The 21,857-nt window shown below is 65.3% G+C and carries 21 protein-coding genes; 11 read left to right on the top strand and 10 right to left on the bottom strand.

Annotation, left to right across the window (positions count from 1 at the left end; all coding sequences use genetic code 11):
• Positions 1-23: 23 nt before the first annotated feature.
• From DZC73_RS07415 to DZC73_RS07395, 5 genes are all read right to left on the bottom strand, one after another.
• Complete coding sequence (locus DZC73_RS07415) at positions 24-2,276, bottom strand: ATP-binding protein (protein WP_161974491.1); 2,253 nt, start codon at positions 2,274-2,276, stop codon at positions 24-26.
• Positions 2,276-3,226, bottom strand: coding sequence for an ABC transporter substrate binding protein (locus DZC73_RS07410; protein ID WP_124539608.1), 951 nt, complete (start codon positions 3,224-3,226; stop codon positions 2,276-2,278). Before DZC73_RS07410 ends, DZC73_RS07415 begins: the two co-directional genes overlap by 1 nt.
• On the bottom strand, positions 3,223-3,909 hold the full coding sequence (gene rsxB, locus DZC73_RS07405; protein WP_124539607.1) for an electron transport complex subunit RsxB: 687 nt from the start codon (positions 3,907-3,909) through the stop codon (positions 3,223-3,225). Before rsxB ends, DZC73_RS07410 begins: the two co-directional genes overlap by 4 nt.
• A gap of 46 nt (positions 3,910-3,955) precedes the next feature.
• Positions 3,956-5,269: a polyhydroxyalkanoate depolymerase gene (locus tag DZC73_RS07400; RefSeq protein ID WP_124539606.1), complete on the bottom strand. Its 1,314-nt coding sequence runs from the start codon at positions 5,267-5,269 to the stop codon at positions 3,956-3,958.
• Between the two features lie 295 nt (positions 5,270-5,564).
• Positions 5,565-6,764: an amino acid aminotransferase gene (locus tag DZC73_RS07395; RefSeq protein WP_124539605.1), complete on the bottom strand. Its 1,200-nt coding sequence runs from the start codon at positions 6,762-6,764 to the stop codon at positions 5,565-5,567.
• A 169-nt stretch (positions 6,765-6,933) separates the two neighbouring features.
• Between DZC73_RS07395 and uvrB the strand changes: the two genes are divergently transcribed.
• The 8 genes from uvrB (at position 6,934) to fdx (ending at position 14,634) form a co-directional block, all read left to right on the top strand.
• Complete coding sequence (gene uvrB, locus DZC73_RS07390; RefSeq protein WP_124540345.1) at positions 6,934-9,015, top strand: excinuclease ABC subunit UvrB; 2,082 nt, start codon at positions 6,934-6,936, stop codon at positions 9,013-9,015.
• Between the two features lie 288 nt (positions 9,016-9,303).
• Positions 9,304-9,837, top strand: coding sequence for a Fe-S cluster assembly transcriptional regulator IscR (iscR, locus tag DZC73_RS07385; RefSeq protein WP_124539604.1), 534 nt, complete (start codon positions 9,304-9,306; stop codon positions 9,835-9,837).
• Between the two features lie 53 nt (positions 9,838-9,890).
• Positions 9,891-11,114 (top strand): IscS subfamily cysteine desulfurase, encoded by a 1,224-nt coding sequence (locus DZC73_RS07380; RefSeq protein ID WP_124539603.1) that lies wholly within the window; start codon positions 9,891-9,893, stop codon positions 11,112-11,114.
• A gap of 21 nt (positions 11,115-11,135) precedes the next feature.
• Positions 11,136-11,522, top strand: a complete 387-nt coding sequence (gene iscU, locus DZC73_RS07375; protein WP_124539602.1) for a Fe-S cluster assembly scaffold IscU — start codon at positions 11,136-11,138, stop codon at positions 11,520-11,522.
• A gap of 4 nt (positions 11,523-11,526) precedes the next feature.
• Entirely contained in the window at positions 11,527-11,850 is a 324-nt protein-coding gene (gene iscA, locus DZC73_RS07370) for an iron-sulfur cluster assembly protein IscA (RefSeq protein WP_124539601.1), read from the top strand.
• Positions 11,851-11,912: 62 nt separating this feature from the next.
• A complete protein-coding gene (hscB, locus tag DZC73_RS07365) occupies positions 11,913-12,431 on the top strand; it encodes a Fe-S protein assembly co-chaperone HscB (RefSeq protein ID WP_124539600.1) in 519 nt (172 codons plus the stop codon).
• A 4-nt stretch (positions 12,432-12,435) separates the two neighbouring features.
• Complete coding sequence (gene hscA, locus DZC73_RS07360; protein WP_124539599.1) at positions 12,436-14,292, top strand: Fe-S protein assembly chaperone HscA; 1,857 nt, start codon at positions 12,436-12,438, stop codon at positions 14,290-14,292.
• 3 nt (positions 14,293-14,295) lie between these two features.
• On the top strand, positions 14,296-14,634 hold the full coding sequence (fdx, locus tag DZC73_RS07355; RefSeq protein ID WP_124539598.1) for an ISC system 2Fe-2S type ferredoxin: 339 nt from the start codon (positions 14,296-14,298) through the stop codon (positions 14,632-14,634).
• A 153-nt stretch (positions 14,635-14,787) separates the two neighbouring features.
• On the opposite strand, the gene DZC73_RS07350 is transcribed toward fdx, so the two are convergent.
• The 5 genes from DZC73_RS07350 to DZC73_RS07330 all read right to left on the bottom strand — a co-directional run bounded on the left by DZC73_RS07350 (position 14,788) and on the right by DZC73_RS07330 (position 18,968).
• A complete protein-coding gene (locus DZC73_RS07350) occupies positions 14,788-15,582 on the bottom strand; it encodes an ABC transporter ATP-binding protein (protein WP_124539597.1) in 795 nt (264 codons plus the stop codon).
• Positions 15,583-15,595: 13 nt separating this feature from the next.
• Positions 15,596-16,501 (bottom strand): nitrate ABC transporter permease, encoded by a 906-nt coding sequence (ntrB, locus tag DZC73_RS07345; protein WP_124539596.1) that lies wholly within the window; start codon positions 16,499-16,501, stop codon positions 15,596-15,598.
• A 28-nt stretch (positions 16,502-16,529) separates the two neighbouring features.
• Positions 16,530-17,786, bottom strand: coding sequence for a CmpA/NrtA family ABC transporter substrate-binding protein (locus DZC73_RS07340; RefSeq protein ID WP_124539595.1), 1,257 nt, complete (start codon positions 17,784-17,786; stop codon positions 16,530-16,532).
• A gap of 243 nt (positions 17,787-18,029) precedes the next feature.
• Complete coding sequence (locus DZC73_RS07335; RefSeq protein WP_124539594.1) at positions 18,030-18,662, bottom strand: ANTAR domain-containing response regulator; 633 nt, start codon at positions 18,660-18,662, stop codon at positions 18,030-18,032.
• An 87-nt stretch (positions 18,663-18,749) separates the two neighbouring features.
• Positions 18,750-18,968: a hypothetical protein gene (locus DZC73_RS07330; RefSeq protein WP_124539593.1), complete on the bottom strand. Its 219-nt coding sequence runs from the start codon at positions 18,966-18,968 to the stop codon at positions 18,750-18,752.
• A 272-nt stretch (positions 18,969-19,240) separates the two neighbouring features.
• Here DZC73_RS07330 and tsaD point away from each other — a divergent pair, with 272 nt between their 5' ends.
• From tsaD to rpsO, 3 genes are all read left to right on the top strand, one after another.
• A complete protein-coding gene (tsaD, locus tag DZC73_RS07325; protein WP_124539592.1) occupies positions 19,241-20,272 on the top strand; it encodes a tRNA (adenosine(37)-N6)-threonylcarbamoyltransferase complex transferase subunit TsaD in 1,032 nt (343 codons plus the stop codon).
• 10 nt (positions 20,273-20,282) lie between these two features.
• Positions 20,283-21,443 carry a pyridoxal phosphate-dependent aminotransferase gene (locus tag DZC73_RS07320; RefSeq protein WP_124539591.1) on the top strand — a complete coding sequence of 387 codons (1,161 nt, stop codon included), beginning with the start codon at positions 20,283-20,285 and terminating at the stop codon, positions 21,441-21,443.
• 141 nt (positions 21,444-21,584) lie between these two features.
• Complete coding sequence (gene rpsO, locus DZC73_RS07315; protein ID WP_124539590.1) at positions 21,585-21,848, top strand: 30S ribosomal protein S15; 264 nt, start codon at positions 21,585-21,587, stop codon at positions 21,846-21,848.
• The last annotated feature ends 9 nt before the right edge of the window (positions 21,849-21,857 follow it).

Genomic DNA, 21,857 nt, shown 5'->3' with positions numbered 1-21,857 from the left:
GGACGACACCGACACGCCGCGGCTCAGCCGGTGCGTGCCTTCTCCAGGTGTTCCTTCACCAGGCTCAGCACGGCCTTGGACTGGAAGGATCCCGCGAGCGACTGGATGTGTTCGCAGAAGGCGGCGTAACTGGGATCCTCGCTGGCGATGCGCGCGGCCCGCTCGCGGATGGCACGCATGTTCCCCGAGAGCGCGGCGCGGTGCAGTTCTTCCAGCTCGCTGGGCGGGGGCGCGACGAGTTCGGCCGTGGCAGCCGCCGGTGCAGCAGGCTGTTCAGCCTCGACCCACTGCAGGCCCAGGCAGCGCGCGAGGATGTCCAGCAACTGCTGCCGGTCGATGGGCTTGGCGAGGAAGCCGCTGGCTCCCGCGGCCAGGCATTCGGCCTGGTCGATGTCCGATGCGTTGGCTGAAACCGCGATGACCGGCACGCGCTGCCACTGGGTCTCGGCGCGCAGGCGGCGCGTGGCTTCCAGGCCGTCCATCACCGGCATGGACATGTCCATCAGCACGACGTCCGCGCTGCGCTCGGCCATGGCGCGCAGCATCTGCGCGCCGTCGCTGGCCTCGCGCAGGGTGAAGCCCAGCGGACGCAGCATGTCCATCAGCATCGCCCGGTTGCCGGGCACGTCGTCGGCCACCAGCACGTCTCGGCGCGGGCCGGCGTAGCCGATGATGCCGGGCTGCGCCGGCAACGACACCACATCCGCGGCATCCAGCAGCGGCAGCACCAGGTCGAACCAGAAGAGGCTGCCCGCGCCGGGCTTGCTCTCCACCCGGATCTCGCTGCCCATGAGCCGCGTGAGCTGCCGGCTGATGGCCAGGCCCAGGCCGGTGCCGCCCGCGCGGCGGTGCGAGTCGCCCACCTGCTCGAAGGGCTCGAAGATGCTCTCCAGGTCTTCCTCGCGGATGCCCACGCCGGTGTCCTGCACCTCGAAACGCAGCCGTGCCTGCGCGGGCTCCGAGGGCATGCGGTGCACGCCCAGGCGCACCATGCCGCTGTCGGTGAACTTCACCGCATTGCCCAGCAGGTTCAGCAGCACCTGGCGCAGCCGCTTCTCGTCCACGGCCACGGACTTGGGCAGGTCGCGGGCCGCGTCGAACACGAAGTTCAGGCGCTTCTCTTCGGCCTTGATCTGAATGATGTCGCCGATGCTGCGCAGCAGGGCGCGCGGCTCCACGGCCGTCGGGTACAGCTCGGTCTTGCCGGCCTCGATCTTGGACAGGTCGAGGATGTCGATGATGAGCATCAGCAGGTGCTCGCCACTGTTCTGGATGGTGTTGAGCCCCACCATCTGCCGCTCGCTCAGGCCGGCATGCATCTTCAGGATCTGCGCGTAGCCCATGATGGCGTTCAGCGGCGTGCGCAGCTCGTGGCTCATGCGCGCCAGGAAGGCGCTCTTGGCCTGGTTGGCCACCTCGGCGCGGTCCTTGGCCACGCTCAGCTCGTTGGTGCGTTCCTTGACGAGCTCTTCCAGGTGGTCGCGGTGGCGCTGCAGTTCCTCCTCGCGCTCCTGCAGCACGGCGATCATCCGGTTGAAGGCGTGCGACATCACGCCGATGTCCTTCGGCCCGGTGATGTCCGCCTTCACGTTGGCCTCGCCGCGCTCGGCACGCTCCATGGCCTGCGCCAGTTGCGTGAGCGGCCTGGCGATGCGCTGGCCCAGCAACCGGATGGCCAGCAGGAAGAGCGCCGCGAACGAGAACGACACCGCGAGGTTCGTGAAGAACACGTTGCGCATCATGCGCGTGAGCGTGGCCTTGCTCTGCACCACGCGCACGTAGCCCAGCAGCTCGTTCTGGTGTTCCACCACCTCGAAGGGCGAGTTGCTGGCCTTGGTGCGCACCGGCGCAATGAAGCGCCAGGAGGCATCGGTCTCGGCTTCGAGTTCCGCGCCTTCGGGCAGGTGCCCAGGCACCTTGGGGTCGGCCTTTACCGGCCCGGTCTTGCCGCGTGCGACGAGGGCGCGTCCGGCAGCGGTATGGATGGACACCTCGGTCACGTCCGGGAAGGCCAGGGTGGCGTTGACCGATTCGGAGGCGTTCTCGGCCGAGGCGTACAGCAGCGCCAGGCTGCTGTTGGACGCCAGGCTGTCGGCGATGCGCTCGCCTTGCTCCAGCAAGGTCTCGCGGATCTGCCGGCTGCCTTGCCATGAACTCACCACGGACGAGAAGAGCGCAATGCACAGCACGCCGGCGGTCACCGTCATGCTGAGCTGGTGGTTGATGGTCGTGTTGCGCAGGAGCGCCCCGAGCCAACGGCGGATGGACGTCGTCATCATGGCTCCGGGAAGATCAGGTCGAAGCTCTGCTGGCGGGAGCCGAGCTGGATGCCAAGGTGGCTGGCGGTGCGCAGGTTCGCAGCGACGAGAACCTCCTTCAGGGGAAGCATGCCCCGGCTGGGGTGGTTGGGGCCGAGCGCGGCAGCGGCCGACTGGGCCAGGCTCTTGCCGAGCTCGCGGTTGTTGGGGTACAGCGCAAACAGCGCGCCGCGCTTGACGTGCGCCACGCTGCTGGAGAAAACGGCCACGCCGCGGTTCCACGATTCCTGCAGCACGAAGGGCAGCACGGTCGCGTCGTCCACGGTGGTGGAGTCCTGCGGCAGCCAGATCACGTCGCGCTTGGGGTCGGCGGTGGCGAAGGCTTCCTGGTAGAAGCGGAAGGCGGTCTTGATGTCCTCCGCGTCCTGCACCACCATCTCGAAGCCCAGGGTGTGCGCCGCTTCCCGCGCGCGTCGGATCAGCCAGGCGTTCTGTCGCGAGTCGTGCACGACGAGGATGCGCTTGGTGTTCGGCAGCAGGCTCTTGAGCTGGCCGAAGAGCAGGGCGGGATCGGGCGCGAGGCTGTGCACGGTGAAGCGCTTGGCGTCGGCCTCGGGCACCGACAACACGCCGCCGGCGACGACGCCCACCTGGTCGATGCCGGACGCCGCCTTCAGGCCATTGCGGCCCAGCGCGATCACCACGCGCACGTCCTGCTTCTTCAGGTCGGCGGCCAGTTCCTGCTGGTTGACGGTGGCGGCCACGGGGATGGACACGACCCGTCCCTTGGCCTGTTCCTCGATGCCTTCGATGATCTTGAGGAACACACTGCGGAAAGGCTCGCCGATGTCCGGGTAGACCACTGCGATGCCCTTGGCATCCGCTGCGAACGCCGCTTGCGACAGGCAGGCCGAGACGCAAAGCGCCAGTGCCAGTGCGAGTCGTCGCGAGGGCGCAGGAGGCGTCATGTGCCGCTGCCGTCCTTGCTGCCGCGGCGCTCGCGCGAGCGGGCGAGTGCGGCTTCGATCACGGCGCGCTTCTTGTCCAGCTCGTCGGGTTCGGTGAGCTTGGAGTGGGCAGGCAGGTCTTGCAGCGCCGCACGGGCCTTGGCGGCGAGACGCTCGTCATGCTCGCGGGCGTCGCGTTCCACGCGGAACTGGTGGAAGGCGTAACGCTCGCGGGCCTGCGTGGCGGCATCGACGCTCCATGCATCCCACCCGGTGCGGGGGCTGGTCACGTCTTCCAGCGAAATGCAGTCGACCGGGCACACGGGGATGCACAGCTCGCAGCCGGTGCACAGCGGCTCGACAACGGTGTGCATGGACTTGGGGCCGCCGACGATGCAGTCCACCGGGCAGGCCTTCATGCACAGCGTGCAGCCGATGCACCAGTCCTCGTCGATGACGGCCAGTCGGCGCGGACCTTCCTCGCCGTGGATGGGGTCCAGCGGCAGCCCGGGACGGCCCGTCAATTCGGACAGTCGTGCGACACCTTGCATGCCGCCAGGAGGGCAGCGATTGATCGCCACATCGTCCTCGACGATGGCCTGTGCATAGGCATGGCAATCCGGAAAGCCGCAGCGCGTGCATTGCGTCTGCGGCAATGCATCGTCGATGGCGCGAAGGAGAGGCTTGGCGTCGGCGGGGGTCACTGGCGGATTATCGCCAGCAGCCGCCCCGCTTCCGTTTCGTTTATCACTAGGCCGACGCGGCGTTTTTGCGGCGTGCTGCGGCCTTCTTCACGGGCGCGGCATTCTTCTTCGCGGGCGTTGCGGCTTGATGGCCGGCGATGAAGTCACGAACGACGGGATAGACCATCTCGCGCCAGCGACGGCCCGAGAAGATGCCGTAGTGGCCCGCGCCTTCCACGTCGTAGTGAAATTGCCGACTCTTCGGGATGCCGGTGCACAGGTCGTGCGCGGCCTTGGTCTGGCCCGCGCCGGAGATGTCGTCGAGCTCGCCTTCGATGGTCAGGAGCGCGCTGGTCTCGATGTCTTGCGGGCGCACCAGCTGGCCATTGACCTCCCAGGTGCCGTTGACGAGTGCGAAGTCTTGGAACACCACCTTGATGGTGTCCAGGTAGTACTCGGCGGGCATGTCCAGCACGGCGTTGTATTCGTCGTAGAACTTGCGATGCTGCTCGGCGCTGTCGTCGTCGCCGCGTACCAGGTCGAGGAAGTAGTCGTAGTGCGAGCTGAGGTGGCGGTCGGGGTTCATCGCCACGAAGCCGGTGTGCTGCAGGAAGCCCGGGTACACCTGCCGGCCGTTGCCCGGGTAGTTGATGGGCACGCGGTAGATCACGTTGTGCTCGAACCACTCGTAGCTCTTGTTCATCGCGAGGTTGTTCACCGCGGTGGGCGACTTCCGGGCGTCGATGGGGCCGCCCATCATGGTCATGGTCAGCGGCGTGGCCTCGCCGTTGCTGGCCATGAGCGAGATGGCTGCGAGCACGGGCACGGTGGGCTGGCACACCGAGATCACGTTCACCTGCGGGCCGCAGTGGCGGATGAACTCCTGCACGTAGGCGATGTAGTCGTCCAGGTGGAAGGGGCCGGCCTCGGTGGGCACCATGCGCGCATCGGTCCAGTCGGTGATGTAGACCTTGTGGTCCTGCAGCATGGAGCGAACGGTTTCGCGCAGCAGCGTGGAGTGGTGGCCCGACAACGGCGCGACGATGAGCACCGTGGGCTGGTCCTTCATCTTGGCCAGCATGGGCATGTTGTCGGTGAAGCGCTTGAAGCGCAGCAGGCGGCAGAAGGGCTTCTCGATGGCCACCTGCTCCTGCACGGCGACGTCGATGCCGTCGCACAGCACCGAGTTGATCTCGAACTCGGGTTTCTCGTATTCCTTGGACAGCCGGTGCATCAGGTCCAGGCCCGCGGAGATGCGGTGGGCCATGGGCGTGTGCGTGAACGGCGACAGCGGGTGGTTGTACAGCTTCGATGAGGCGCTGGCGAACTCCGCGAAGGGGCTCAGCAATGCGCGCTGGGCTTCGTAAAACTGGTACAGCATCGACGTTCCTTTTCGTGACGATCCACTTCGAAAGCGCTTGCCCGGATGAGTATCAAGGCAGGCGCCCGAACGCAGCATACGCAGTAACCGCTTGTCATGGTGCGATGCAGCATTCTAGAAGTTTGGGGCCAATCTTGCCCGACCAAGACACTAGGCAAAGCCCGAAAAGAGCCCATTTCAGGTGCGGTTCACGCACTGGCCTGTCGCTCTGACGACAGGAATTCGAAATGCAAGGCCCGAATGTGAAAAAGGCCCGGTGTCACCGGGCCTTTCGGGTGCGTGGGTTACGGCGCGGTTACGAGACCTTGGCGATGGCCGAGACCACCGCGTCGATGTTCTTGCTGTTGAGCGCGGCCACGCAGATGCGGCCGGAATCGACGCCGTAGATGCCGAACTCGTCGCGCAGGCGCTGCATCTGATCCTTGTTCAGGCCCGAGTAGCTGAACATGCCCTTTTGCTGGGTGATGAAGCTCATGTCCTGCTTGACGCCAGCGGCCTGCAGCTTGGCCTGCAGGGCCACGCGCATTTCCTTGATGCGAACGCGCATGCCGGCCAGCTCGTCTTCCCACATCTGGCGCAGGGCCGGCGTGGTCAGCACCGTGGCCACCACTTGTGCGCCGTGCGTCGGCGGGTTGGAGTAGTTGGTGCGGATCACGCGCTTGAGCTGGCTCAGCACGCGGTCGGCTTCTTCCTTGGAGGCGCAGGCCACGCTCAGGGCGCCCACGCGCTCGCCGTACAGCGAGAAGCTCTTGGAGAAGCTGGTGGACACGAAGAAGTCCAGGCCGGCATCGACGAACTGCTGGATGACGGCGCCGTCTTCTGCGATGCCTTCGCCGAAGCCCTGGTAGGCCATGTCCAGGAAGGGCACGAGGCCGCGGGCCTTGACCACGTCCACCACCTGCTTCCACTGGGCGGGGGTGATGTCGTAGCCGGTCGGGTTGTGGCAGCAGGCGTGCAGCACGACGATCGTGCCCTGGGCCGCGCCGTTCAGCGCGGTGAGCATGCCGTCGAAGTTCACGCCGCGCTTGGCGGCGTCGTAGTACGGATAGTTCTCGACCGGGAAGCCGGCGCTCTCGAACAGCGCGCGGTGGTTCTCCCAGCTCGGGTCGCTGATGAGCACCTTGGCAGCAGGGTTCACGCGCTTGAGGAAATCGGCCCCCACCTTCAGGCCGCCGGTGCCGCCCACGGCTTGCACCGTGGCCACGCGGCCGGCCTTGAGGATGGCGCTGTCGGCACCATATACGAGGCCTTGCACCGCCTTGTCGTAGGCCGCGATGCCGTCGATGGGCAGGTAGCCGCGGGCCTTCGGGGCCTCGACCATCTGCTTCTCGGCGGCCTGCACGCATTTCAGCAGGGGCAGTTTGCCGTCGTCGTCGTAGTACACGCCGACACCGAGGTTCACTTTCGCCGGGTTGGTGTCCGCATTGAACTGTTCGTTCAAGCCCAGGATGGGGTCACGGGGAGCCATTTCGACGGCGGCGAAGAGCGAAGCCATGTCTGTCCTTGCAGGTTGAGACACCGGAGTGTCAGTAGAGCGGAAAAGCGAATTGGGCTAACCTCATCGATTGCCCTTTGTTGTCCCATCGCGGGAAAACCCCAGGATTCTAATTGCCATGGCAGACCTTTCTGTTGTCGGTTCCACAGGTTCTCCGGACGCCACGAGCATGGACGTGCCGCACAAGGGCGAATTCGTGAGCTTCCCGGACTCGCCGTTCCAGCTGTTCCAGCCCTATCCGCCGGCGGGCGACCAGCCCACGGCCATCGAGAAGCTGGTGGAGGGCATCCACGATGGCCTGAGCTTCCAGACGCTGCTGGGCGTGACGGGCTCGGGCAAGACCTTCACCATGGCCAACGTCATCGCGCGGCTGGGCCGCCCGGCCATCGTGTTCGCGCCCAACAAGACGCTGGCCGCGCAGCTGTACAGCGAGTTCCGCGAGTTCTTCCCGAAGAATGCGGTGGAGTACTTCGTCAGCTACTACGACTACTACCAGCCCGAGGCCTACGTGCCCCAGCGCGACCTGTTCATCGAGAAGGACAGCTCGATCAACGAGCACATCGAGCAGATGCGGCTGAGCGCCACCAAGAGCCTGCTGGAGAGGCGCGACGTGGTCATCGTCGCCACGGTGAGCGCCATCTACGGCATCGGCAACCCGAGCGACTACCACCGCATGGTGATGACGCTGCGCACCGGCGACAAGATGGGCCAGCGCGACGTGATCGCGCAGCTCATCCGCATGCAGTACACCCGCAATGAGATGGATTTCTCCCGCGGCAGCTTCCGCGTGCGCGGCGACACCATCGACGTGTTCCCGGCCGAACATTCGGAGCTGGCCGTGCGCATCGAGCTGTTCGACGACGAGGTGGATTCGCTTCAGCTGTTCGACCCGCTCACCGGGCGCATCCGCCAGAAGATCCCGCGCTTCACGGTCTATCCGTCGAGCCACTACGTGACCCCGCGCGACAGGGTGGTGGCGGCCATCGAGACCATCAAGGAAGAGCTGCGCGTGCGGCTGGACGAGCTGGTGAAGGCCGGCAAGCTGGTCGAAGCCCAGCGCCTGGAGCAGCGCACCCGCTTCGACCTGGAGATGCTGCAGGAGATCGGACACTGCAAGGGCATCGAGAACTACACGCGGCACCTGTCGGGCGCCGCGCCCGGCGAGCCGCCGCCCACGCTCGTGGACTACCTGCCGCGAGATGCGCTCATGTTCCTGGACGAGAGCCACGTGCTCGTCGGCCAGTTGGGCGGCATGTTCAACGGCGACCGGGCGCGCAAGACGGTGCTGGTGGAGTACGGTTTTCGCCTGCCCAGCGCGCTGGACAACCGGCCCCTGAAGTTCGAGGAGTTCGAGACCAAGGTGCGCCAGGCGGTGTTCGTCTCGGCCACGCCGGCGGACTACGAGAAGAGGAACACCGGCCAGGTGGTGGAGCAGCTCGTGCGGCCCACGGGACTGATCGACCCGATCGTGGAAGTGCGGCCGGCCACCCATCAAGTGGACGACGTGTTGCAGGAGATCCGCGAGCGGGTGCAGATCAACGAGCGCGTGCTCATCACCACGCTGACCAAGCGCATGGCCGAGCAGCTCACGGACTATCTCAGTGACAACGGTGTGAAGGTCCGCTACCTCCACAGTGACATCGACACGGTGGAGCGGGTGGAAATCCTGCGGGACCTGCGGCTGGGTACCTTCGACGTGCTGGTGGGCATCAACCTGCTGCGCGAGGGCCTGGACATCCCGGAGGTGTCGCTGGTGGCCATCCTGGACGCCGACAAGGAAGGCTTCCTGCGCGCCGAGCGCTCGCTCATCCAGACCATCGGCCGGGCGGCGCGCAACGTGAACGGCAAGGCGATCCTTTATGCAGACAAGATTACCGATTCCATGCGAAAGGCGCTGGACGAAACCGAGCGCCGGCGCAACAAGCAGATGGCCTTCAACGAGGCCGCCGGCATCACGCCGCGCAGCGTGACCAAGCAGATCAAGGAACTGATCGACGGCGTCTATTCGGAAAAAACCAAGCGCGACAACCTCCAGCGCGAGCACGATGCCGCCGAGGTGGAGGCCATGAGCGAGAAAGACCTGGGCAAACGCATCAAGGTTCTTGAAAAACAGATGCTGGACCATGCCCGCAACCTGGAATTCGAGAAGGCCGCCCGGGTTCGCGACCAGTTGGCCCTGCTGCGCGAACAGGCTTTTGGCGCCGCCGGCAGCGACAACGTGGTGCCGATCTCGGCCGCGCCAAAGACCTAGATGCCTGAAATCTCGGGATAAACCCTGACAGGCACGTGGATTGCCACCGATGCCCCTTGAGGCGTCGCGGGTTCATCCGCTTGGTCTTTTTGCGGCGCACCAAATCCGGATGAACTCAAGGGTCTCAATGCCGACTGAGTTAGTGGGACTCGGCTATACTCGACCAAAGCAGTAGGAATAAAGCAAGGGTTTCTCTGAAAGGGTAAACCCGATTGGTGAGTCGGCAGAGGGGAATCCGCCAGTGAGGTCGCTTGTTTTGTTGCGCCGCAAGGCATCAGGAGAAATTCAATGCGTTTGACCACCAAAGGGCGTTTCGCAGTCACGGCCATGATCGATCTGGCCCTGCGAGAGCATTCGGGCCCCGTTGCGCTGGCTGCCATCAGCGCCCGCCAGCAAATCTCCCTCTCTTATCTCGAACAGTTGTTTGGCAAGTTGCGCCGCCATGAGCTGGTGGAAAGCACCCGTGGTCCCGGCGGCGGCTATTCGCTGGGCCGCAAGTCGGAGGAAATCACCGTGGCCGACATCATCGTCGCCGTGGATGAGCCCATCGACGCCACCGGCTGCGGCGGCAAGGAAAACTGCATGGGCGAGGACAGCGGCCGTTGCATGACGCACGACCTCTGGGCCAGCCTGAACACCAAGATGATCGAGTACCTCGATTCCATCTCGCTGAAGTCCCTGGTGGACGAGCAACTGGCCAAGGGCGTTTCCATCGAGGAACACCCGGTCAAGCGCGCCATTTCGACCCAGCCGGTGGTCAAGCCCATCAAGGTCAACGCGCCCAACTCTGTTTTCGCGCTCGGCAACGCATTCTCGAAATAAGAAGTCTGGCCCCGGCGGCGCGTGGACGCGCCGCATTGCTCACTCTCGCTCCCATGGACACGACGACCCCTCACTTCCCCATCTACATCGACTATGCGGCGACCACTCCGGTGGACAAGCGCGTGGTGGACGCGATGATTCCGTGGCTGCACGATCACTTCGGCAACCCGGCGTCACGCAGCCATGCATGGGGATGGGAAGCTGAGGCGGCTGTCGAGAAGGCACGCGAAAACGTCGCGGCCCTCATCAACGCCGACCCGCGCGAAATCGTGTGGACCTCCGGCGCCACCGAGTCCATCAACCTCGCGCTCAAGGGCGCGGCCCAGTTCTACAAGACCCGCGGCAAGCACCTCATCACCGTGAAGACCGAGCACAAGGCCGTGCTCGACACCATGCGTGAGCTGGAGCGCCAGGGTTTCGAGGTGACCTACCTCGACGTGCAGGAAGACGGCCTGGTCGGCATCGAGACCTTCAAGGCCGCCATCCGCCCAGACACCATCCTCGCGTCGGTCATGTTCGTGAACAACGAGATCGGCGTGATTCAAGACGTGGCGGCCATGGGCGCCATCTGCCGCGAGCGCGGCGTGATCTTCCACGTCGACTCGGCGCAGGCCACCGGCAAGGTGGAGATCGACGTGACCCAGTTGCCCGTGGACCTCATGAGCCTGGCGTCGCACAAGAGCTATGGCCCCAAGGGCATCGGCGCGCTGTACGTGCGCCGCAAGCCGCGCGTGCGCATCGAGGCCCAGATGCACGGCGGCGGCCATGAGCGCGGCATGCGCTCGGGCACCCTGGCCACGCACCAGATCGTCGGCATGGGCGAGGCCTATCGCATTGCCAAGGAAGAAATGGCCAGCGACAACGAGCGCATCCGCATGCTGCACAAGCGGCTGGTGGATGGCCTGGCCGACATCGAGCAGACTTTCCTCAACGGCCACCCTGAAAAGCGCGTGCCCCACAACGTCAACATGTCCTTCAACTACGTCGAAGGCGAGTCGTTGATCATGGGCATCAAGGGCGTGGCTGTCTCGTCGGGCTCCGCTTGCACCTCTGCCAGCCTCGAGCCCAGCTACGTGCTGCGTGCGCTCGGCCGCAGCGATGAACTCGCGCATTCGTCCTTGCGCATGACCATCGGACGCTTCACCACGGTGGAAGACATCGACTACGTGGTGGCGACGCTGAAGGATCGCGTGGCCAAGCTGCGCGAACTGTCTCCCTTGTGGGAGATGTACAAGGACGGTGTGGACATCAGTGCCATCCAGTGGACGGCGCACTGATCGACAAGTTGGAGAACTGACATGGCATACAGCGAAAAGGTCGTAGACCACTACGAAAACCCCCGCAACGTCGGCTCGTTCGAGAAGAGCGACGACACGGTCGGAACCGGCATGGTCGGCGCGCCCGCCTGCGGCGACGTGATGAAGCTGCAGATCAAGGTGAACCCGGCCACCGGCCTCATCGAAGACGCGAAGTTCAAGACCTATGGCTGCGGCTCGGCCATCGCATCGAGCTCCCTCGTGACCGAGTGGGTCAAGGGCAAGTCGCTCGATGAAGCACTGACCATCAAGAACACGCAGATCGCCGAGGAACTGGCGCTGCCTCCGGTGAAGATCCACTGCTCCATCCTGGCCGAGGACGCCATCAAGGCTGCAGTGCAGGACTACAAGGCCAAGAAAGCCCATTGACTCCATGGCCGTGACCCTGACCGAAGCGGCAGCCCGCCATGTCTCGCGCTACATCACCAAGCGTGGCAAGGGCGTGGGTGTGCGCCTGGGCGTGAAGACCACGGGCTGTTCCGGTCTTGCCTACAAGCTTGAATACGCGGACGAAATCGCGCCCGAGGACATGGTGTTCGAAGGGCACGGCGTGAAGGTGCTCATCGACCCGAAGAGCCTGCCTTACATCGACGGCACGGAGCTGGACTTCGTGCGCGAAGGCCTCAACGAAGGCTTCAAGTTCCGCAACCCCCGCGAGAAGGACCGCTGCGGCTGCGGCGAGTCGTTCCGCGTCTGACCGGCATCCCCTGACGAAGGCGCGGCCGTGAACCGCGCCTTTTTTGCGTTCGACCCCAGCACATGAAGCTCGACAGCGACGACTTCGAACTCTTCGGCCTGCACCGGCGCTTTGCGCAGGACCGCGCCGTGCTGGATGCGCGCTGGCGTTCGCTGCAGGCGGAGGTGCACCCGGACAAGTTCGCTGCCGAAGGAGCGGCCGCGCAGCGCGTGGCCATGCAATGGGCGGTGCGCGTGAACGAGGCCTACCAGCGCCTGAAGGACCCGCTCAAGCGCGGCGCCTACCTGTGCGAGCTGAACGGTGTGGCCATCGGCGCGGAGAACAACACCGCCATGCCGACGGCCTTCCTCATGCAGCAGATGGAATGGCGCGAAGCGCTGGACGATGCCGACGGTGTCGGGACCGTCGAAGCGCTGGCCGATGACGTGGCCGCGCACCGCAAGCAGGCGCTCGATGAACTGGGCCGCACCCTGGACGACCGCAGCGACTTCACCGCTGCCGCGCAGCAGGTGAGAGCCCTCATGTTCATTGATCGCTTTGCGCAGGACGTCGAAAAGCGCCTGGAGGCGCTGGGACAATAAGCACATGGCATTGCTACAGATTTCCGAGCCGGGCGGCAGCCCCGATCCGCACCAGCGCCGCATCGCGGTGGGCATCGACCTGGGCACCACGCATTCGCTGGTGGCCGCCGTGCGCAATGCCGTGGCCGAGTGCCTGCCGGACGATCAGGGCAGGGTGATCCTGCCGTCGGCGGTGCGCTACCTCGAAGGCGGCGGCCGCCGCATCGGGCAGGAGGCGCTGGCCGATGCGGCACTGGACCCGCGCAACACCATCGTGTCGGTGAAGCGCTTCATGGGCCGGGGCCTCAACGACATCGCGCACCGCGAGAAGCTGCCTTACGAATTCGTGGATGCGCCGGGCATGGTGCAACTGAAGACCGCCGACGGCGTGAAGTCGCCGGTGGAAGTGTCGGCGGAGATCCTCGCCACGCTGCGCCACCGGGCCGAGGACACCTTCGACGATGAAGTCTTCGGCGCGGTCATCACGGTGCCGGCCTACTTCGATGATGCACAGCGGCAAGCCACCAAGGACGCCGCGCAGCTCGCCGGCCTGAACGTGCTGCGCCTGATCAACGAGCCCACGGCCGCGGCGATCGCTTACGGCCTGGAGCATGGGTCCGAGGGCCTGTATGCCGTGTACGACCTGGGCGGCGGCACCTTCGACATCTCGCTGCTGCGCCTGAGCGAAGGCGTGTTCGAGGTGGTGGCCACCGGCGGCGATTCGGCCCTGGGCGGCGACGACTTCGACCGCGCACTGGCCGACTGGGCACTGGCGCAATCGGGCCTGGAGGCCATCACGCCGCAGGACAAGCGCAGCGTGCTCGTGGCGGCGCGTGCGGCGAAGGAAAAGCTCTCAAGCGTCGACCACGTGACCATGGCCTGCCCGCTGTCGGGTGGTGAACTGTCGGTGCGCGTCGATCGCGCACAGCTCGAATCGCTGGGCGCTGCGCTGCTGGCGCGCACCATCGCCGCGGTGAAGAAGGTCCTGCGCGATGCCAAGGCCGACAAGGCCGAGGTCCATGGCGTCGTGATGGTGGGCGGTTCCACCCGCATGCCCATGGTGCAGAAGGCGGTGGGCGAGTTCTTCGGACAGACGCCGCTGACCAACCTCAATCCCGATGAAGTCGTCGCGCTGGGCGCAGCCATCCAGGCCAATGCGCTGGCCGGCAACGCCGGCGCCGATGAACTGCTGCTGCTGGACGTGATCCCGCTGTCGCTGGGGCTGGAGACCATGGGCGGCCTGGTCGAGCGCATCATCCCGCGCAACAGCACCATCCCCACCGCCCGCGCCCAGGAGTTCACGACCTTCAAGGATGGCCAGACCGCGATGGCCATCCACGTGGTGCAAGGCGAGCGCGAGCTGGTGAGCGACTGCCGCTCGCTGGCGCGCTTCGAGTTGCGCGGCATCCCTCCCATGGTGGCGGGCGCGGCGCGCATCCGCGTGAGCTTCCAGGTTGATGCCGACGGCTTGCTCAGCGTGAAGGCGCGCGAGGAGCTTTCGGGTGTCGAGGCGTCCATCGACGTCAAGCCCAGCTACGGCCTGTCCGACGATGACATCGCCCGCATGCTGCGCGACAGCTTCACCACTGCCGAAGAAGACATGAAGGCCCGCGCCCTGCGCGAGTCCCGGGTGGAGGCCGAGCGCATGCTGCTGGCCACGCGCGCCGCGCTGGATGTGGACGGCGACCTGCTGGCACCCGACCAGCGCCATGCCATCGACCTGCTGCTGTATGCGGTCGAAGGCGTGCGTGACGGCGAGGATCACCACGCCATCGATGCCGCCGTCGAGGCCCTGGCCAAGGGCACCGAGGCCTTTGCCGCCGAACGAATGAACCGCAGCATCCAGCAGGCGCTTGCCGGACGCAGCGTCGACCAGATCTGAACCATGCCCATCATCAAGATCCTCCCGCACCCCGAGTACTGCCCGAATGGCGCAGAGATCAAGGCCGACCCCGGCACCTCGCTGTGCGAAGCCATGCTGGAGCACGACATCGAGATCGAGCATGCCTGCGAGATGAGCTGCGCCTGCACCACCTGCCACGTGGTGGTGCGCGAGGGCTTCAATTCATTGGGTGAACTCGACGAGTCGGAGGAAGACCTGCTGGACCGTGCCTGGGGCCTGGAGCCGACCTCGCGTCTGTCATGCCAGGCGATCGTCTCGCAGCAGGATGTGACGATCGAGATTCCGAAGTACTCGATCAATCACGCGAAAGAAAAGCACTGAGTTGGCGCATGGCGGCCGGGAGGCGGCCAAAAAAAACCTCCGCAGCCGTGAGGCTCGGAGGTTTTGAACAAAGGGCAAGGCCCTACTGAGGAGATAAGCAGTCGCCAAGCGGCTGCCGCTTTCTCATACGCAAGGCCTGTGCCACCGTCTCGTTCAGGCCGCCAGCTTTTGGCCGTGGCGGGTGTAGAGGAAGTCCAGCACTTCCTTCCGATAGTGGACGTAGCGCGGATCCTCCGCCAGCTGCACCCGATTGCGCGGACGCTCCAGCTCCACATTCAGGATCTCGCCGATCGTCGCCGCCGGTCCATTGGTCATCATCACGATGCGGTCCGACAGCAGCACCGCCTCGTCCACGTCGTGCGTGACCATCACCACCGTGCTTTGCGTGCGTGCCACGATCTTCAGCAGTTCGTCTTGCAGGTGCGCCCGGGTCAACGCATCCAGCGCGCCGAAGGGTTCGTCCATCAACAGCACCTTGGGCTCCATGGCGAGCGCCCGGGCGATGCCCACGCGCTGCTTCATGCCGCCTGAGATCTCCTGCGGACGCTTGGCAATGGCGTGGCCCATGCCGACCAGTTCGAGCGCGTCCATCGTGCGGCGCTTGAGCTCGGTCTTGTTCGCTCTCTCGCCGAACACGCGTTCCACGCCCAGGTAGACGTTTTCGTAGCAGGTGAGCCACGGCAGCAGCGAGTGGTTCTGGAACACCACCGCCCGCTCGGGCCCCGGCGAGGCGATCTCGCGGTTGTCGCACAAGAGCGCACCACTGGTGGGCATGAGCAGCCCCGCGATGAGGTTCAGCAGCGTGGATTTGCCGCAGCCCGAGTGGCCGATGAGCGTGACGAACTCGCCCTTGGCCACGGTGAGGTTCACATCCTGCAGGGCATGGAAGCGGCCCTTCTTCGTGCTGAACACCATCTCGGCGGCATGAACGTCGATGAAATTCTTCATGGCGATTCCTTCCTCACTCGTTCTCGAAGCTGAAGCGGCGGGCGATGTTGATGAGCATCCATTCGAGCAGCAGGCCCACGGTGCCGATCACGAAGATGGCGATCAGGATGTGCTTGACGTTGAGGTTGTTCCACTCGTCCCACACCCAGAAGCCGATGCCCACGCCGCCGGTCAGCATCTCGGCCGCGACGATCACCAGCCACGCGGTGCCCACCGACAGGCGCACGCCGGTCAGCATGTAGGGCAGCACAGCGGGGAAGAGGATGCGCGAGAAGATCTTCCATTCCGACAGCTTGAGCACCCGGGCCACGTTCATGTAGTCCTCGGGCACGCGCTGCACGCCGACCGCGGTGTTGATGATCATCGGCCAGATCGAGCAGATGAAGATCGTCCAGATGGCCGCCGGATTGGCCGCCTTGAACACCATCAGGCCGATGGGCAGCCAGGCCAGCGGCGACACCGGGCGCAGCAGGCTGATGAGCGGCGAGGCCATGCGGTTGAGCAGCTCGAAGCGGCCGATCATGAAGCCCAGCGGGATGCCCACGGCCGCCGCCATGCCGAAGCCCAGGGCCACGCGTTGCAGCGAGAACAGGATGTTCCAGCCGATGCCCTGGTCGTTCGGGCCTTTGCTGTAGAACGGGTCTGAGAACACCTTCACCGCCTCTTCGAAGGTGGCGGCCGGCGACGGGAAGGTGCTGCCCTTCATCGTGAGCAGGCCCCAGATGCCGACCAGCAGGGCAATGCCTGCGAGCGGCGCGAAGACCTTGAGGAAGAGGGCACCCCAATCGGTGGACGGCTTGGCCAACACCGGCGCGACCGCCTTGGGCTGCGCCGCGGATGCCGAAGGCTTGGCCGCAGGTGCTGTTGCCCGCTTGTCCGATGCCGCTTCCAGCGGCGAATGAAACACTGCACTGACCATGAGTGGACTCCTTGGTTCCGGGTAGGCCTCAGGCGGCGGAGAACTTCAGCGCGAAGCTGTCGGCGTACTTCTTCGGGTCCTTGCCGTCCCACACCGTGCCGTCGATCAGCTTGCTGGTGCGCATCACGTCCTTGGGCACGCTGATCTTCATGGCGCCGGCGACCTCCTTGTAGAGATCGATCTGGTTGATCTGCTTGGCCACGGCCAGGTAGTCGGGGTGGTCCTTGATGAGGCCCCAGCGCTTGTGCTGCGTGAGGAACCACATGCCGTCGGACAGGTACGGGAAGTTCACCGCGCCGTCGTTGAAGAACTTCATGTGGTTGGGGTCGTCCCAGGTCTTGCCCAGGCCGTTCTGGTAGCGGCCCAGGATGCGCTGGTTGATCGCATCGACGCTGGTGTTGACGTAGCTCTTGTCGGCCACCGTCTCGGCCATCTTCAGCTTGTTCTGCAGGCTCGCGTCGATCCAGCGGCTGGCCTCGAGGATGGCCATCATCACGGCGCGCGCGGTGTTGGGGTACTTCTTGACGAAGTCGCCGGTGGTGCCCAGCACCTTCTCCGGATGGTCCTTCCAGATGTCCTGCGTCGTCACCCCGGTGATGCCGATGCCGTCCATGATCGCGCGGTGGCCCCAGGGCTCGCCCACGCAGTAGCCGTCCATGTTGCCCACGCGCATGTTGGCCACCATCTGCGGCGGCGGCACCGTGATGACCTTGGCGTCCTTCATCGGGTTGATGCCGTAGGTCGCCAGCCAGTAGTACAGCCACATGGCATGCGTGCCGGTGGGGAAGGTCTGCGCGAAGGTGTATTCGCGCTTGTCGGCCTGCATCAGCTTGGCGAGTGACGCGCCGTCCACCGCGCCCTTGTCCGCCAGCTTCTTCGACAGCGTGATGGCCTGGCCGTTGTTGTTCAGCGTCATGAGCACGGCCATGTCCTTCTTGGGGCCGCTCACGCCCAGGTGCACGCCGTAGATGAGGCCGTACAGCACGTGCGCCATGTCCAGCTCGCCGTTGACCAGCTTGTCGCGCACGCCCGCCCAGGAGGCTTCCTTGGTCGGGATGATCTTCACGCCGTACTTCTTGTCGAAGCCCAGCACCGAGGCCATCACCACTGAGGCGCAGTCGGTCAGGGGGATGAAGCCGATCTTCACCTCTTCCTTCTCGGGCTTGTCGGAGCCGGCGGCATAGACGGCGCTCTGCAGCCCGGGAACCATGCCGGTGGCGCCGGCGGCGGCAGCGGCCTTGATGAGTTGACGGCGGGTCATGTCGATCTTTCCGTGTGTGTTCATGGCGGTTTGTCTCGTGCAAAAACAAAAAGGCGTCCGCACGTCACTGGTCTAGACCAGTTCGGTGGGGACGCCATCGTCCTTTCGATGTGGGCGCCAGCCTTGGCGCGCATCGATGTGGTGAGTGGGAGATCGCCGTTGACCTTCCGGTGGGGTCTTACGCAAGCCGTGTGCCAGGGGCCTTTGCCCGGCATTTCAGTCCGATGCACCAATCTGTTCTGGTGCGTTGCACAAACCTTGTGCGCGTCAGCCCAGCAAATCTGCGACGTCGATGATCCGCTGCGCCACGTCGGCGATCTTCATGCCCTTGTCCATGGCCGTCTTGCGCAGGCGCGCATAGGCCTCGCCTTCATCCAGCGAGTGCCGCTTCATGAGGATGCCCTTGGCCCGGTCGATCACCTTGCGGTCGTTGAGCTGCGTGCGTGCATCCGCGAGCTCGCGGCGCATCGCCTCCTCGTGCTGGAAGCGCGCCATCGCCACCTCCAGCACCGGCTTCACGCGCTCCGGCGCAAGGCCGGCCACCACGTAGGCCGTGACGCCCGCGGCGATGGCATCGCGCACGTGCGAGGTGTCGTCGTCGTTGGTGAACAGCACGATGGGACGCCGCGCATCGCGCGTGGCCACCACCACATGCTCCAGCGTGTCGCGCGCCTGGCTCTCGGCGTCCACGATGATCATGTCCGGGCTGATCTGGGCCAGCCGGTCGGGCAGGAAGATGTCCGCGGGCAGCACGGCCACGATGTTGTAACCGTCCTGCAGCATTCCGATGCGCAGGCTGCGCGAACGCTCGGCCTCCTCCTCCGCCTGCGGATCGGCCGGATCGGGGGCGAGGGTCTCGGGCGCGACGATGACGATGCGCAGGGCCTTGGCCGGGTTCATGGTGCGAGCAATTGCAACAATCGCGCCATGGCTTTCAGAAATGCGAAAGCCCGCGTGATGCGGGCTTTTCTCACGGGGAGCTGGGGCTCAGCGGCTGCTGTGCGAGGTCGAGATCGCGCGGCGCAACCAGCCGCCCAAGGGGCGCAGGGACCAGAACTGTGCGTCGGGCGTCATGCACTCACGCTCGCGCAGCAGGCCCTTGGCTTCCAGCATTTCCACGAAGGCCTTGACCTCCATGCGCTTCAGGCCGCTCATATCAGCGAGCTGAGCGACGGTCATGTACCGCTGCGACATGTCGTTCGCCATGCGGCGGTATGCCGTGCGGTGGAAGGGCGGACTGAGCTCCGGCCAAGCTGATAGACGATATTCTTTCATGGCTCCAACGACCTTCTGCTCTTGTGGGGCATCGCCGCTTCGAGACGGCATGCGCTCTTGTGGGAGGTGCAGGTTAGTTCTTGAAAAGGCTTGCGGGAAGGTATTTTTTGCCGAACTCGGGCAAACCCTTAGACATTAGCTGTTTCCAAATGTGTTGCTCGCGGGCGTGAGGGGCCTTTCATCGCCTCGTAAACTCCGGCCCGATGAACATTCTTGGTGTGGAGTCCTCCTGCGATGAAACCGGCGTGGCCCTGGTCCGCGCCGGACCGAAGCAGCAGATCCCCGAGCTTCGCGCCCACGCCCTGCACAGCCAGATCGACATGCACCAGGCCTATGGCGGCGTGGTGCCGGAGCTGGCCTCGCGCGACCACATCCGCCGGGTGCTGCCGCTGACGCGCCAGGTGCTGGCCGATGCCGGCGCCCAGTTGTCCGACATCGATGTGGTGGCCTTCACGCAGGGGCCAGGGTTGGCCGGCGCCTTGCTCGTGGGCGCCGGCGTGGCCTGCTCGCTGGGCGCTGCACTCGGCAAGCCGGTGGTGGGCGTGCACCACCTGGAAGGGCATCTGCTGTCGCCCTTCCTCTCGAAGGATCCGCCGCAGTTCCCGTTCGTGGCACTGCTGGTCTCGGGCGGCCACACGCAGCTCATGCGGGTGGACGACGTTGCCAGCTACGAACTGCTCGGCGAGACCATCGACGACGCTGCCGGCGAAGCCTTCGACAAATCCGCCAAGCTGATGGGCCTGGGCTACCCTGGGGGCCCTGCTTTGGCTCGGCTCGCCGAGTTCGGCGATGCCAAGGCCTTCGACTTGCCGCGACCCTTGCTGCACAGCGGCAACCTCGACTTCTCCTTCGCCGGGCTCAAGACGGCTGTGCGCACCCAGCTCATGAAGCTCGCCAACGTCTGCGAGCAGGACAAGGCCAACCTTGCCGCGTCCACGCAGGAAGCGATCGTCGAGTTGCTGGTGCGCAAGTCCCTCGCCGCGCTGAAGGAGACTGGCCTCAAGCGGCTGGTCGTGGCGGGCGGCGTGGGTGCCAACGCCCGGCTGCGTGAGATGCTGAACGCCGAATGCGCAAAGCGGCAGGTGAGGGTGCATTACCCGGAACTGTCGCTGTGCACCGACAACGGCGCGATGATTGCGCTGGCCGCCGCGATGCGCCTGCAGCGCGGCATCGCGAAGACGAGCACCGACCACACCTTCAATGTGCTGCCGCGCTGGCCGCTGCACGCCGCGTGAGGCACCGTTCATGAGAGACATCATCCGGGACCTGCCCGGTTCCAAGATCCGCGAGGTCGCCAACGCCGGCATGGGCCGCAGCGACGTGCTGGCCTTCTGGTTCGGCGAGAGCGACGAGCCGACGCCGGGCTTCATCCGCGAGGCTGCGATGGAGTCGATTTCGCGCGGCGAAACCTTCTACTCGCACAACCTCGGGCTGCCGGAGTTGCGCGAGGCGATCGCCCGCTATACCTCGCAACTGCATCCCGGCGTGAAGGCGGATCGAATCGCCGTCACGTCGTCGGGCGTGAGTGCGCTGATGCTGTCCATGCAGGCGTTGGTGGGGGCGGGCGACGAGGTGGTGGCGGTGGTGCCCGTGTGGCCCAACCTGACGGCACAGCCAGAAATCCTCGGGGCTCGGGTGAAGCGCGTGGCCTTGCGCACCGACGGGACCGCGTGGCGGCTCGATGTGGATGAGTTGCTGTCGGCGATCACGCCGCACACGCGGGCCCTCATCGTCAATGCGCCGAACAACCCTACCGGTTGGACGCTCAGCCGCACCGAGCAGCAGGTCATCCTCGACCATTGCCGCCGTAGCGGCACATGGATCGTTGCCGACGAAGTCTACGAGCGGCTGTATTTCGCCGAGGGCGCCTCCTGCGCGCCGAGCTTTCTCGACATTGCCACCCACAATGATCGCCTGATCGTGGTGCACAGCTTTTCAAAGAGCTTCCTCATGACCGGCTGGCGGCTGGGCTGGATGGTCGCGCCCGCCGAGGTCATCGCCCACATGGGCAAGCTGATCGAGTTCAACACCTCCTGTGCACCGGTGTTCGTTCAGCGGGCGGGGCTGGCGGGCCTGGCGCATGCGGACGAGTTCGTGCCCGGCCTGGTGAGTCGATTGAAAGCCTGCCGCGACGTTCTGGTGCCGCAATTGGGGCGCATTCCAGGTGTCCACCTGGCCAACCCGCTGGGCGGCATGTATGCCTTCTTTCGTGTCGAGGGGCAGGGCGATTCGCTGGCCTACGCCAAGCATCTCGTGGCGACGGCCGGCCTTGGAATCGCCCCCGGCGCAGCCTTCGGCGATGAGGCGGAAGGCTGGCTGCGCTGGTGCTTCGCATCGCAGGACACAACCCGCCTCACGCAGGGGGTGGAGCGACTGAGGCGGACGATCGTCACAAGTCCGCTATAATCGATAGGCTTTGCCCGTCAAAGGTGAAGTATTTCGCACGGCGCTGGTCGGTTTCACCGGCGACCGCAAGTTCAACACCAGGAAACCGATGAGCCGCCTTCTGAAGTTGCGGCGCACGGCCTTCCTCCATCAGGAAACTGCATGAGCAACATCAACAAGGCCGAGATCGTCAAGGCCAATGCCCGCGGCGCCAACGACACCGGGTCCCCCGAAGTCCAGGTCGCCCTGCTGACCGCCCGCATCAACGAACTCACCCCCCACTTCAAGACCCACCTCAAGGACCACCACGGTCGCCGCGGTCTGCTGAAGATGGTCAACACCCGCAAGAGCCTTCTGGCCTACCTCAAGAAGAAGGACGCGGACCGCTACACCGCCCTGATCCACAAGCTGGGTCTGCGCAAGTAAACCGCCAAT

This window comes from Rhizobacter terrae (assembly GCF_003852895.1).
Classification (GTDB): Bacteria; Pseudomonadota; Gammaproteobacteria; order Burkholderiales; family Burkholderiaceae_C; genus Albitalea; species Albitalea terrae.
This window is presented reverse-complemented; position numbering and strand designations above follow the sequence as displayed.